At 69.5% G+C, this 12,014-nt stretch carries 18 protein-coding genes; 6 read left to right on the top strand and 12 right to left on the bottom strand.

Annotation, left to right across the window (positions count from 1 at the left end; translation table 11 throughout):
* Both HHL19_RS35900 and HHL19_RS38355 read right to left on the bottom strand, forming a co-directional pair.
* A partial coding sequence (locus HHL19_RS35900) for a helix-turn-helix domain-containing protein (RefSeq protein ID WP_206325970.1) occupies nt 1-487 on the bottom strand: 487 nt, incomplete at its 3' end.
* Nucleotides 484-777, bottom strand: a complete 294-nt coding sequence (locus HHL19_RS38355) for a helix-turn-helix domain-containing protein (RefSeq protein WP_169094614.1) — start codon at nt 775-777, stop codon at nt 484-486. The genes HHL19_RS35900 and HHL19_RS38355, both read right to left, overlap by 4 nt.
* 254 nt (nt 778-1,031) lie before the next feature.
* Here HHL19_RS38355 and HHL19_RS35890 point away from each other — a divergent pair, with 254 nt between their 5' ends.
* A complete protein-coding gene (locus HHL19_RS35890) occupies nt 1,032-1,274 on the top strand; it encodes a hypothetical protein (RefSeq protein ID WP_169094613.1) in 243 nt (80 codons plus the stop codon).
* On the top strand, nt 1,271-1,588 hold the full coding sequence (locus HHL19_RS35885; RefSeq protein ID WP_169094612.1) for a type II toxin-antitoxin system PemK/MazF family toxin: 318 nt from the start codon (nt 1,271-1,273) through the stop codon (nt 1,586-1,588). Before HHL19_RS35890 ends, HHL19_RS35885 begins: the two co-directional genes overlap by 4 nt.
* 14 nt (nt 1,589-1,602) lie before the next feature.
* On the opposite strand, the gene HHL19_RS35880 is transcribed toward HHL19_RS35885, so the two are convergent.
* Together HHL19_RS35880 and HHL19_RS35875 are read right to left on the bottom strand one after the other, a co-directional pair.
* Nucleotides 1,603-2,073: a hypothetical protein gene (locus HHL19_RS35880; RefSeq protein WP_169094611.1), complete on the bottom strand. Its 471-nt coding sequence runs from the start codon at nt 2,071-2,073 to the stop codon at nt 1,603-1,605.
* 223 nt (nt 2,074-2,296) lie between these two features.
* Nucleotides 2,297-2,590 (bottom strand): hypothetical protein, encoded by a 294-nt coding sequence (locus HHL19_RS35875; RefSeq protein WP_169094610.1) that lies wholly within the window; start codon nt 2,588-2,590, stop codon nt 2,297-2,299.
* A gap of 240 nt (nt 2,591-2,830) precedes the next feature.
* On the opposite strand from HHL19_RS35875, the gene HHL19_RS35870 reads away from it, so the two are divergent.
* The 4 genes from HHL19_RS35870 (at nt 2,831) to HHL19_RS35855 (ending at nt 6,020) form a co-directional block, all read left to right on the top strand.
* Nucleotides 2,831-3,826 (top strand): LuxR C-terminal-related transcriptional regulator, encoded by a 996-nt coding sequence (locus HHL19_RS35870; protein ID WP_169094609.1) that lies wholly within the window; start codon nt 2,831-2,833, stop codon nt 3,824-3,826.
* Between the two features lie 146 nt (nt 3,827-3,972).
* A complete protein-coding gene (locus HHL19_RS35865; RefSeq protein WP_169094608.1) occupies nt 3,973-4,806 on the top strand; it encodes a ParA family protein in 834 nt (277 codons plus the stop codon).
* Nucleotides 4,803-5,744: a hypothetical protein gene (locus HHL19_RS35860; RefSeq protein WP_169094607.1), complete on the top strand. Its 942-nt coding sequence runs from the start codon at nt 4,803-4,805 to the stop codon at nt 5,742-5,744. Before HHL19_RS35865 ends, HHL19_RS35860 begins: the two co-directional genes overlap by 4 nt.
* A 138-nt stretch (nt 5,745-5,882) precedes the next feature.
* Nucleotides 5,883-6,020, top strand: a complete 138-nt coding sequence (locus tag HHL19_RS35855; protein WP_169094606.1) for a hypothetical protein — start codon at nt 5,883-5,885, stop codon at nt 6,018-6,020.
* 196 nt (nt 6,021-6,216) lie between these two features.
* On the opposite strand, the gene HHL19_RS35850 is transcribed toward HHL19_RS35855, so the two are convergent.
* From HHL19_RS35850 to HHL19_RS35815, 8 genes are all read right to left on the bottom strand, one after another.
* The gene (locus tag HHL19_RS35850; RefSeq protein ID WP_169094605.1) at nt 6,217-6,354 is read right to left on the bottom strand and encodes a hypothetical protein; all 138 of its coding nucleotides are present in this window, start codon (nt 6,352-6,354) and stop codon (nt 6,217-6,219) included.
* A gap of 129 nt (nt 6,355-6,483) precedes the next feature.
* Nucleotides 6,484-6,930, bottom strand: coding sequence for a hypothetical protein (locus HHL19_RS35845; protein ID WP_169094604.1), 447 nt, complete (start codon nt 6,928-6,930; stop codon nt 6,484-6,486).
* Nucleotides 6,931-7,017: 87 nt separating this feature from the next.
* Nucleotides 7,018-8,100: a phosphoadenosine phosphosulfate reductase family protein gene (locus HHL19_RS35840; protein ID WP_169094603.1), complete on the bottom strand. Its 1,083-nt coding sequence runs from the start codon at nt 8,098-8,100 to the stop codon at nt 7,018-7,020.
* Between the two features lie 147 nt (nt 8,101-8,247).
* On the bottom strand, nt 8,248-8,766 hold the full coding sequence (locus HHL19_RS35835) for a hypothetical protein (protein ID WP_169094602.1): 519 nt from the start codon (nt 8,764-8,766) through the stop codon (nt 8,248-8,250).
* 98 nt (nt 8,767-8,864) lie between these two features.
* Entirely contained in the window at nt 8,865-9,308 is a 444-nt protein-coding gene (locus tag HHL19_RS35830; protein WP_169094601.1) for a hypothetical protein, read from the bottom strand.
* A gap of 63 nt (nt 9,309-9,371) precedes the next feature.
* Nucleotides 9,372-9,956 carry a hypothetical protein gene (locus HHL19_RS35825; RefSeq protein WP_169094600.1) on the bottom strand — a complete coding sequence of 195 codons (585 nt, stop codon included), beginning with the start codon at nt 9,954-9,956 and terminating at the stop codon, nt 9,372-9,374.
* A gap of 83 nt (nt 9,957-10,039) precedes the next feature.
* Nucleotides 10,040-11,425: a hypothetical protein gene (locus HHL19_RS35820; RefSeq protein WP_169094599.1), complete on the bottom strand. Its 1,386-nt coding sequence runs from the start codon at nt 11,423-11,425 to the stop codon at nt 10,040-10,042.
* A gap of 92 nt (nt 11,426-11,517) precedes the next feature.
* Entirely contained in the window at nt 11,518-11,949 is a 432-nt protein-coding gene (locus HHL19_RS35815; RefSeq protein WP_169094598.1) for a hypothetical protein, read from the bottom strand.
* Between the last annotated feature and the right edge of the window lie 65 nt (nt 11,950-12,014).

The raw sequence follows: 12,014 nt of genomic DNA, 5'->3' as shown, positions 1-12,014 counted from the left end.
GGTCGGGCTCAAGATGAGCCATCAGCACGTCGGAAGGGGTACCAGGGTTGTCCACAGGGCCGGGCTCATCTTGAGCCATCACCTGGTCAGAGCCTGCCGAAGGCCTCCTCGCCGCCCTGCGCGCCTTGACCGGTACCGGAGTGTCGGGCGCGAACGTGATCTTCTCGATCACGTTGTCGTCATAGTCCCGCGGCTTACGCCGCATCGCCTCCAGGAGCTCGAGGTTCACCCGCGTCAGGTTGGAGATCGGGTCCCCGGTCTTCGGGTCGATCCGCCGCTGCGAGGCGATCAGCCCCTTTTCCACGAGCCGCTTCTTCACCCGCTTCACCGTGGCCGGCGAGGTCCCGCAGTCGTCGGCGAGACGCTGCTGCCCCGGCCAGCAGTAGCCGTGATCATCAGTCCGATTGCAGTAGGAGATCAGGAGAAGCTTCTCCGGCCCGTCCAGACCTTCGGCCTCCAGGACCATCGCGATGTGCTTGATGGTCATGCCGCGGTTCCCTGCTCGCTCCGGGCGGCCGCCAGCACCCGGTAGGCGGAGCCGATCCCCTCGCGGTCGCCGGGCCGGTGGCGCTGCACGAGCCCGCGGTCGGCGAGCCGGTGAAGCGCCCGGGCGACACCGCTCGGGCTGAGGCGGGCCTGGTGGGCGAGGTGGCTGAGGCTCATGAGGGCCAGGCCTTCGGCATCCGCACACCGAGCCAGCAGGACAAGGACCAGGCGCTCCGAGGAGGGCAGTTCGGCGGCCGCGTCGAGTGCGGCGTTGATGCGGGTGAGGCTCATGCAGAGGACTCTCTGGTGCTGTGCAGAGAGCAGGTGCCGCAGAGCGCGAGCCAGGCAAGGGGCGCGGAAGCATGAGATCCGCGCCGATCAGCCTGTATGCTCAGCGCCAAGCAGTGCCTACCCCCTTAGGCGAGTTGGGTAGGAATGGGGCGTTGACCGGGCCAGGTCAGCGCCCCGCTTGTATTTGTACCGCTACTTTCGGTATCGGCGCTCACACCTTACACCGGCGTACTACGAACCGTATGATGGTTGGTATGACGACACGGAGCACGTCGGGTGGCGACACCCGGGAGCGGACCAGCGTCTCCCTGCCGGGAGACTTGCTGAGGCGGGCAAAAGACGCGGGCGGGAAGAACGGCCTCTCCGCCTACCTCGAGGATGCGCTAAGGGAAAAACTACTGGTCGACGCCACACGCGAAGTCGCCCGCCTCAGGGCCCTGGACCCGATGGACGACGTCTTCGAGGCAACCGAGGAAGACCGCGAGGCCGCCGCGTGAGCGTTGTCCAGAGGGGCTCGGTGTGGCGCGTGCCCACCGTGGGCCGGGACCGCACCGTCCTGGTCATCCAGCACAACGCGGTCATCCAGCACCACCCGGGCGGCATTACCTGCGTCCTCATCCAGGAAGTCGAGAACGCCCTCGACACCCTCCTCACCGTCCCGATCGACCTGCCGGTGCGCGGGGTCGTCATGGCCTCCGACATCCACCAGTTCCGGCCCGTACGGTTCGACGAGGGCAAGCTGCTGGGATACGTCTCCGCCGAGGACATGGAGCGCGTCGCACACGCCGTGCGGGCCGCCCTCGACCTGTAGCCAGGCTGCCGTGGTCACGCCGCCACCGCAGCCCACGTGACCCGGCCTCCTCGGTCGCCGTCGTACTGCCCCATGTCGGCAACGAGACGGCGTACCCGCTGCAGCCCCGGCTCTTCCCCCGGCGCCGGGAGCCGGCCGGCCATATCACCGACCGACACGATCACGTGGGCACCGTCGACGACGACCCTGCCCGACAGGCCCGCTCCCGCGCTGCGCCTGGCCGTAAGGTCCACGAGCTCCGCCAGGACGTCGGCGGCGCGTTCAGCGACGGCCCCGGCCATCTCGCATCCCGCCAGGAAGAGCGGGAGGAACATGGCCAGTAGGTCCCGGGCCTGCTGAACGGCTTCCGCGGGCGAGGCCTCGGCCCCGATCGCGAAGTCGCAGCTGTTTGTGACCGTCGGCCAGGCGACGCCGCTCTCCTGCCGGGCTGCGGCTCCGGCCGTGTGCCAGGAAGTCGTGCTGTTCTCTGCCGGAATGATCGCCACAGGTGTCCGTCCCCCTCGAAGGCATGTCGAATAGTAGTTCGATTCAAATTCGGTGGGTATCCAGAAACGGGTGGGGACCGGACCTGGATTGCGGTCGGCAGGAAGGATGTGCAGCCCTCCCACCGACCGCCAGGGAGTAAGCGTGAGAGCTGCTCCCGCAGTGCGCGCTTTCCTGCAGGCGCGCCGCCTCACGCGCAGCAGGCGACCGCCGGAAGTCCTCGGGCTAGTTCCAGCCCGGGTCCTGAGTGGGAGTCACGTTCCAACCCGGGTCGAGCGGCTCCGCCGGCGGGTTGTTCCAACCAGGGTCCCCGGCCGGCTCCTCCGGCAGGAGGTTCCAGCCCGGGTCCGCGACCTCGGACTCCCCCTCGGCCAGGACCGCGCGGTTCCATCCCGGGTCGGCCAGCGTCTGCGACGCCGCCCCCATGAGGCCGGACTCAGCCGACATCAGGCCGGCAACGGGCAAGGACAGGACGGTCGCCGCGACGGCCGCGGTCAGCAGATTGCGCAGTGTCTTCATGCTCCACCTCTCGTGCGTGAGTTCTGGCGAGCGTCATACCAGTCCGCTGGGCCCGCCGTCTCGCCCGACCTGACACTCTTTCTCCACCGCGGCTGGATCTCGATGCAAGAAAGCTGCAGGTAGAGCGCTTGCGGGCAGGCGACTAGGGCTCAATGTCGCCTGCGGACCGTGCCCGAGGCAAGGTAAAACCGTTGCGCGTCGGTGCAACGCACCACCGTGCAACCGGAGGGGAGAGCGGCCATGAGTAAAGATAAAGCGGACAATCCGACGTCTCTCTCAGCCGAAGCGCTCGAGGTCTACGCACGCCTGGGGCGAGGAGACAATCGCGTCCACGGCGCCCCGGGGCTCGACGAACTCATCGAGCACGACCTGGCGGCCGAAGACTACTGGCGCAGGGAAGGGCACTACCTCGGCCTTCCCCCTCACATTTCGCGCCGGAACAGCTACGAGCAGGCCTTCACCGCGATTGGCGGAATCCTGCGCGGTGTTGAGAGGCACCAGGCCCTTCTCGACACCCTCCCATCGGTCGCCGACGCCGAGCCGGACGCCACCGCCGGCGGCGTCCGCTTCCTCTCCAACCCCAAGGAGTGCAGCACCGCTCTCCAGGAGGCGCTCCACGGGATGACGAGTTGGATGTGGAGCGCGCAGCCCGTCGAACGCGACCCCGAGACGCTCGAGAAGTCCCTGATCAAGGACCTCGAGAACCTCAAGCGCGGGGTCAAGTACCGGACCATCTTCCTTGAGTCCGCACGCCAGAAACCGCACCAGGTGAAGTGGGCGGACGCCGTCACCCAGTACGAAGGCGAAGTCCGCACACTCCCGGGAGACTTCCACCGAACCGTCATCATCGACGGCCGCGCGGCGATGATCTCCGACCACCGCCCCGGCCCCGGCTACCTCCACCGCTTCACCGGGTGGTTCGTCACCCACCCCGGGATGGTCGCCCTCATCATCGACATGTACAAAGAACAGTGGAACCGGGCGAACCCGTGGAAAAGCCCACAGATCCGCAGCACCGAGACCGCCGAGCTCAGCCCCCTGCAGATGAAGATCCTCAGGGAGAAGGCCAACGGCATGACCCGAGAGGGCATCGCCAGGGAGCTCGGGATCTCCCCACGCACGGTGACCACGCACCTCGCCGCCATCTGCGAAACCCTCGGCGTCCAGGTAGGCGTCGACTTCCAACTCGGCATGGCCTACGAGCGACTCCGCCACCGGCACGAGACGGAGCAGTAGACGCCGATCAAGATCATTCTCGTCCAATTGGCCACGTAGGCAGACCCTCGTCAGGGTGACGCTCCGACCCGATATCACGCGCCCGTACGGTGCGAGTCCGGGCGTGCTGCCCTGCGCGGGTCCGCAGTCTGACTATCGTCCCTCCCATGACGACTGCAACTCAGATCGAACGGCTCCGCTACGGGCCTTTCACCGCTCGCCCCGCACGGACGGTCATCGTCGCGATGTGCAACCAGAAGGGCGGCGTCGGCAAGACGACCACCACCATCAACCTCGCCGGCTCACTGGCCAGCTTCGGCCAGAAGGTCCTCATCGTCGATGGCGACCCCTCGGGCAACGCCACTGACGGATTCCTCCTCAACCTGCTCGGTGAGGACGGAGGTCTGACTCAGGTCGACTGCCTGATCAACCACGCGGACCCGCGCCCGCTGGTGGCGAAGCCGTTCGAGAACATTCACGTCCTGCCGGCCAGCCAGGACATGACGTTCCTCCCCACGCAACTGCGGACGATGAACTGGACGACGGCCTACCGCAGGATGCTCGCCCACTTCGAGGGTGAGTACGACATCATCCTCATCGACACGCGCCCGGCGATCGACACCGACACCGACGCCATCACCGCAGCCGCCCACGGTTCGATCATGATGGCCAGCGTGCACCGCTGGTCCATGAAGGCCATCCAGCTGCAGCTCGCCCAGCACCAGAAGGTGATGGTCGAGGCCGACCGGGACGACTTTCAGGAGCTTGGCCTCGTCATCAGCACGGCCCTCTACGGCCGAGGGCTGTACGACACCACCCTCCTCGACTCCCTCAGGAACCACCCGCGCCTTAAGCCCCTTGGGGAAATTCCCTTCCGCGGCAAGGAGCTGGGCGAGTCCGGTGCCCAGGGCCTGCCGGTTCAGTTCGCCTTCCCGAAGCAGGACACCGCGGGCTTCTTCCGCGACATCGCACAGAAGAGCGGGCTGGTGATCGCCGCATGAACCAGGCAGGGAACAAATGGGCAGCCCATACGGCCTGGGACGCAGTCGGCCAACAGTCGCCCCAAGAGGGCGCAAACCGCCTCATCGAGGCGGGTAAAGCTGCTGAAGAAACACAGCAGGCCGCCGTAGAGGCCAAGATCAACGAAGCGCTCGAGGACGCCCGGATCGGACTGGACAAGATCCCTGCCCCGGTCGCGCCCGAAGGGGACGGCGTACTCACCGACGCCGAGCGTAAGCGGTTCGAGAAGTGCAACGCCGCCGTCGACCTGGCGAGCGAGATGTGGTTCATCCAGGGCAAGGCCTTGGACACCATCGCCACCGGACGACTCTTCCGGGACATCCCGCACAAGACCGACCCGACACGCTGCTACGCGACGATCGAGGAGTGGGTGACCGTCGAGAAGGACCTCTCGGTCCCCAACGTCACCCGTCTGCGGGCCGGATGGGATATCGGCGAGCGTCTCCACGAACGAGGCTTCACGGCGGTTGCCGGCCAGGTTCGCACTCTGGTCCCGGTGAAGAACAAGTATGGCTTGAACGCGGCCATCGCAGTCTTCCTACTGGCTGTCGACGTGGTCGGAGCCGACAAGCTCACTGCTGCACGGCTGGAAGATCTGATCCGGGCCCTGCCTGCCGACCTGGAGCTCGACGACCCGGACGAGGACGCCGACGCCCTGGCGAAGACGATCAAGGGCGTCCTGGTCAACAGGGAGGGCGGGGCCGCGGTAAGCCGAGCGATCCCGGCCGCGGTGACCCGAGCAGTCGACAAGCGGGCCATCACGATCGCGGACGCCCTCAACCGGCCCCGTATCCCGCGCTCGGAGGTCACCCTCCGGCTTATGGAGGCCTTCGTCGACCCGGACGACACCACCGTCTACGAGGCAGTCCTCGCCCGCATGAAGAAGCAGGCGCGAGCCGGCCGCAAGGAACTCGGCTAGCAACCCCGCATGCACGAGGGCCCGGCCAAAGGAAGTGGCCGGGCCCTCGTGCTACTTCGCCGAACAGCATGGCAGCATCGGCGACTTGATCGTACGCGGCCGCGGCTGCGCCTGGAACGTCGCCTGGAGGGGCAGCTGGTGACGTGGATCCCGGGCATGGACTCCCCGGACCGGATGGACGCCTGCGTGCACGCGCTCACCGAGCTCGCCGACCCGGCCGCAGTACCGGCAACGGGCGGGGCGTACGCGGACCAGCGGCTCGCGGGACGCCGCTGACCTGAACGCATATGCCATCGGCGGATGCGTTCACGGATCTAGCGCGCCGCACCAGCCGATGCCAGTGTGAGCGATGCGGAACATCCCCTGGATGCGACACCGCACCGGTCCCGCCCTGCGTCGCTCGCGAGGGCAGGGCCACGCCCTCTCCCTCCCGGCTCCCCACGGGAGGCCAGAGGCGTGCCTGCGGCAATGCTCACCGACCGAGGACGTTGACCAGCTTGCCCGGGTCGAGGATCGGCGCCCCGTCCGGGCCCTTGAGGTGCTGCTCGATCCAGATCGGCCGGTGATCCTTACGGGAGGGGTAGTAGTGATTCCGCCAGTGGCCGCGCACGATCCACCTGTGCCGGTACCCGCGGCCCCCGCCCTCGCCAGCAGCGGCCTGCGGGATCGACTATGGCGGGCTTCCTACGGGCGCGGGCCGGAAAGGGCTACACGTGAAGGAACGTCGCGACGGCGATTTTCAGAACAGGCCGTACTGGCCGGCGTCCTCGCGAGCCTGCCGCTCGGCCTCGGCGCGCTGCTCCGCCTCCTGCTTCCGCAGCTGGGCCACGAGCTCGGCCTGACGGGCCGCCTGGGCGTGCGCACGGGCCCGCAGCTCCTCCGCCGTTCCCCAGCGCACGAGGACCTCGTGGTCGGCGACGCCCGGCGCCTCGGCGAGCACGACGCACCGCACGAACGGCCGCTCCAGGAGCCCGCAGATCTCCGCCTGGGTGCGCAGCCAGTTCGGTCCGTACGCGCCCGCGACGACGACCAGGGCGCCCGTCTCGTCCTTGTGCTGCCGCACGGAGAACCCGTCCGTCTCCTGCTCGTCGGGGGCACGCTGCTTGGCGACGTCGAGCCGGAGATCGGTCAGGCCGCCCTTGCGTAGGTGCTCGCGGATCGTGTGGGCGCGGGTCGTACGGGACATGTGGTGTTCCTCTTCTCGGAAGGAGGCCGGTGCTCTCCGGCCCCAGAGCGGCGCGCCCGCGGCGGGGCGCGCCGTGGAGGGGTTGGGTCAGGCCGCCAGGCCGTACAGCGTGATCTGGCGGGCGAGGTACTTCGAGGTCCGGGCCCGGCCGATGTGCGCGGCCATGGCCGTACCGACCGGCGGCCGCGCAGCGGGTCCTTCGGACGCCTCAAGGGCTGCGGCCCGCCGGATGATCTCCCGCATCGACAAGCCGTGCTTGAAGTCGGCGCCCACCGCGACCTCGGTTCGGGCGTACGCCGCTGCGAGCTCTGGCACGTGCCGGGCTCCGTTCACGAGGTCGCTGACGCAACCGAGAACGCAGAAGACACAGCTGAGGCGCCGGTTACCCCAGTCGTAAGCCGGGTGGTACGGCAGGCGGGAGCGGCTGATCTCGAGCCACACCCTCCGGTCGCTCCACGCGTGGATGGGCCGCCAGGTGGTGACGTGCCGCTTCCCGTTGCTGGCCCCGCGGTTGATCTCCACGGCGGCGAGCTTCGCCCGCTGCTTGCTTTCGGCGGCCCGCTGCCCGATGCACTCCAGGATCCGCACGGGGCGCCCCAGGTGCGCGAGCTCCGCGACGAGCCGCGTGTAGAGGGTATGGATCGGGCCTCGTTTTGCATCCGGGGTACACCAGCGTGCCGAACTCGAAGGCCACGCCGGCGCTGCCTTCGCCGTGGTCGGGTCCTCGCCCCGCTCGAGGGCCTCCCGTTCGGCCTTCGCCTTCAGCTTCCGGTATCGGGTCTCCACGCGCTCCAGGAGGTCGCCGCCGGACGCCCGGACCACCTCGAACCGGGGGACGCCGGCGAGGTACGCCTGACGCTCGGCGAGCTCGCGGGTCCCCGCCCACTCGATCCGGCCCAGGTCCGCGTGGACCACGACCACCTTGTGCAGCATCCCAAGGGCCCGAGCGCGCTGGACGACGGTCCAGAGCATCGCCTGGGAGTCCTGTCCACCGCTGGACGAGACGACCACCCAGTCGGCGTCCGTGACCAGCTCGTCGGGGCACGTGGTCCACGGCAAGGCGGGGACGGACGGGTGCACGGACCGCCGCTTGGGCTTCGGCTCGACCGGGGCATCGGGAGCGGGCCGGGGCTGTACCTCGGACAGAGCGAACAGGGCATCACAGGTCATGACGGGTTCCTCGATTCGGTGTGCCGGCGGTGCTCTCCGCCGACGATCGGAATGCAGTACCAACGTGAACACGGACGGGACCGCCCACCTCGGGCAGCCCCGGCCCCGTGGCGCGCCCGACCGGGCGCGCCACGGGGAGGCAGGCGGCTACTTGTCGCCGGGGGCGTCCGGGTGCTGCGGGCACGGCCCGAACACGCCGGGAAGGCTGGGGATCTCCGGGTGGACGTGCTCGCGGCCGGACAGGCTGCACGCCGTCGCCGGATCGTCCGCGCAGCTCACCAGGCAGCGGCACGTCCAGTCGCGCGTGATCCACTCGATCAGGGCGGCCCGATACCGCCGTTCCGCCAGCGCCGCCGTCTCGCCCAGGGCGCGGATCTCGGGAGCGTGCTGGCCGATGGCGTCCTGCACGATCGGCGCCCCGGCGATCTGCTCCGGCGTCCGGCGGTACTTCGCACCCTCCACGAGCCGTACGGCGCCCTCCAGGGACCGGGAGGCCCAAGTCTGGCCGGGGTTGGGGTCGAGCAGGTGATGGATCACCACGGCGGCGTCGACGAGGCTCTCCATGGCCCGGTGCGCGGCGCCGTTCTCGGCGTGGGCTTCGGCGGCGTCGACGAGCTCACGGACGCGCTTGAACTTCTCGGCGGGAGCTGGGGATACGGCAGACACGTACGTCTCCTCTGCGGGTGTTCCTCGGTTCGGGGTGTCGGTGGTGCTCTCCACCAACAAGAAGAATGTTATACCAAGGGAAATGCCGGGGGAAGGGGTCAGCGGGATGTTGTCCACCGGCGGACGGCTTCGCCGGCGTCCACCCACCCCGGGAACAGGCGCGGGTCGTCGGCGACGGGAACGGGCAGGCCGGCGAGGAGCACCCGCACGACGTCCACCACCGCCGCCGGGTCAGCCCACCGGTGCAGCGGCAGCGGCTCCAGGTCCTCAAGGACGCCCGGCACCACCAGTGGAGCCCACTGCCACCGCTCCTCCGGGTGCTCCCAGACGAGGGCGACACTGCCCCCCGGTGCGGCGCTGGCCTCGCCGTTCCAGATCAGGAGCGCGGACAGCGTGGGCGCCAGATCGGCGTACAGCCCGGTGTCGTACCGGTCGATCTCGCGGTCGAGGGTCTCCACACACGTGGGCTCGACGCGGGCCGCAGACAGGGCGGCGACGACGGAGACGATGTACGGGTCGTGAGGCAGGGCCGGTGTGGCCATGAGCTCTCCAGAGTGTTCGGGATGGACCGGGGCGCAGCGCGGGCCGCGCCTCCGGCGGGTGATTCAGCGGGCGTCGTAGACCACGGCGTCGCCGACCGTGATCTGCAAGGGGACGTTTCCCGTCGGGCTGAGGAGGTCGTCGGGGATGTCGCCGGTGTCCGGGTGGACCGAGACGATGAACTGATCACGCTCCGCGCTGCGGTACACGTGCACCGCGAGCCCTCCCACCCGCAGAGCCGGGGTGTTGGAGTTGCCGTCGAGGTACGCCGCCCGGTTCAGTTCCTGGGCGCGCTGTTCGGCCTGCGCCTCGGCTGGCTGCTCCGTGCCGCACTCGTAAGCGCCGTCCACGGCAGCGCATGTGCATGCCCGGTCGTTGCAGCAGGTCGTGTATCCCTCCTGGGTGTCGCCGGCGTCGACGAGGTCGCCGCAGCACATGCAGTGCTGGACGGGGAGGAACACCCGATAGGCGTGCTCGACCAGCTCGTCCCGGGTGTACTGGACACTGGCGGGCCGCGGGGCTCCGTCCCAGGTGATGACGTTTCCTTCGGCGCCGTGCGCGGTGACGGTGCCGAACCGGCCGTCGGAGGTACGCAGAACGCGGGTGTGCTCGGGGAGAAGCTGGGGCGCGGCGGGGGTGGTGGTGCTCATCGGGTCAGGCCCTTCTGTGGGTGCCGGAGGGAGCGGTAGGGCCGGGGGCGCAGAGCGGGCCGCGCCCCCGGCGGAAGGCAGGGTCAGGCGTCGCCGAGGAACCGCTTGGCGGCCTCGCCCGGTGTCAGTTCCTCGCCGTTCGGGAGGCGCCACCGCAGGGCGCCGGTGCTGCCGTTGACCATCTCGCCGGGGGCGCCGGACTCCCGCAGGCGGGTGGGGATCGACTTCCGGGTGAACCCGGCCGTGACCGTGACGGTGCGGCCGCCCGTCTGGTGAACCGAGACCACGCGGGGCGCCGGGGCGGGCTCCTCAACCCGGGCGCGCATGAAGATCAGGCCGCCCGACCCGGGTGATGCGGCCTGCACCGTCGGGTCCTGGTCGGCCACCTGCACGGCGTGGTTGTAGCTGGTCGCCTGCACCGTGGTGATCAGGTTTCCCGCCCGGTCCATGACGGCCCACCGGCCATCACGCCCAGCGATGTCGGCCTCCACGGCGGCCCGGATCTCCGGGGGAAGCTCGGACGTGCGCAGCCTGCGGTAGGACAGCCCACCGAGACGCCTGGCGACTGCGGCGGCTTGCGGGTCCTTCTCCACCTCGCCGCGGGCGCCTTCCAGGGTCTCGGCCCGTACGAGGGTCACCTGCTGGCCGTCCTTGTCCGTGACGGTCCAGTAGTCGGTGGGGACGCCCTCGGGCGCCGGGGGCAGCTCGGGCAGCTCCTTCAGCATGGCGAGGGGGACGCGGAGCGGCTTGCCGCCCTGCTTGACGCTGAGGACTTCGACGGTGCCGTCCCCGTCCGGCCCGGAGTTCAGGAGGACGACGTCCCGCTCCATGCCGTCCTCCGGCACGTACAGCAGAGCGGAGCCGACGGTGAACGGCACGGCCGGGACGGTTTCCTCAGCGGCGGCCGCCGGCTCCGGCTGCTCGGGCGGCAGGATGCGGAAGCTGTGGCCGTCAGCCGCGGTGAGGGTCTCGCCGGCCATCATGGCCTGGACGCTGCGGGCACGGCCGTCGGGGTTGGCGGCCGTGTAGCCGAGGCCGTGGCGGTCGAGCATGACCGTGCCGAAGTACGTGGGCACCTGCTTCGAGGGGGTGAGACCCGAAATCGCCTCCTCGGCGGTGGCGCCGTGGCCCACGGTGACCCACTCGTCGCCCTCGGGGGCCCGGACCTGGGCGCTGTAGTCGGTGGCGGGGGCGTCGAAGCCGAGGGCCCGTCGGGCGGTCTCCGGGACGCGGGCGACCATGCGGGTCTTCTTGACCCTGCGGCTGTTCTCCTCGCCGGTCTCCGTGTTCATCTCCGTGATGAGGAGGAACTGGGGTGACGCGGCCACGATCTTGGTGATCTGGCAGACGCCGCCGCCGTTGTACATGAGTTGGTCGCCGACGATCAGTTCGTGCCCGGGGGCGGCGGGCACACGTCCGATGCCCTGGAGATGGATGGTGCGGGTGGCTTCGTCGATGCTCTTGGACATGCCGGGTTCTCCTCGGTGAGGTCTGGCGAGTTGGGGGAGGGTGCCGGGGCGCGCCCTGTACGGTCGCGCCCCGGCGTGAAGAACCGGATCGATCAGGCGACGTCGGTCAGGTCGAAGTAGGCATCCGGGGTCAGGCCGGTGCGCTCGGGCAGCACCGCGATGCAGGGCCGCTGCGCCTCGGCACGCACGGCGGCGTAGTAGGCCGCCTCCACCACCGCGAGGACGCTGTGGTCGGCCACGAACCACTTGCCGTGGTCGGTCCAGAAGTCGAGGGCGAACCGGCGCTCACCGGTCACGGGTTCGATGTACTCGGCGACGCGGATGTGCTGCCGCCAGCCCGGCCCTCGTACGGCGCGAAGCCCGGTCTCCCGGAGGGTCTTGCCGCTCGCGATGTTGTGCGCGTAGGCCGCGTGCTGTTCCCGGGGGACGGCGGTCGACGCCGACTTGCAGTGCATGATCACGCGCGGTTCGCCGTGGTCTTCGGCCAGTTCCGGCCAGGACTTCACCGCCACAAGAAGGTGCATGGGTGCTCCTCGATTCGGTTCGGCGGGTGCTCTCCCGCCGACAAGAGAAGAATATAGGACCAAGG

The organism is Streptomyces sp. R302 (assembly GCF_012927245.1).
In the GTDB taxonomy this organism is placed as follows: Bacteria; Actinomycetota; Actinomycetes; order Streptomycetales; family Streptomycetaceae; genus Streptomyces.
This window is presented reverse-complemented; position numbering and strand designations above follow the sequence as displayed.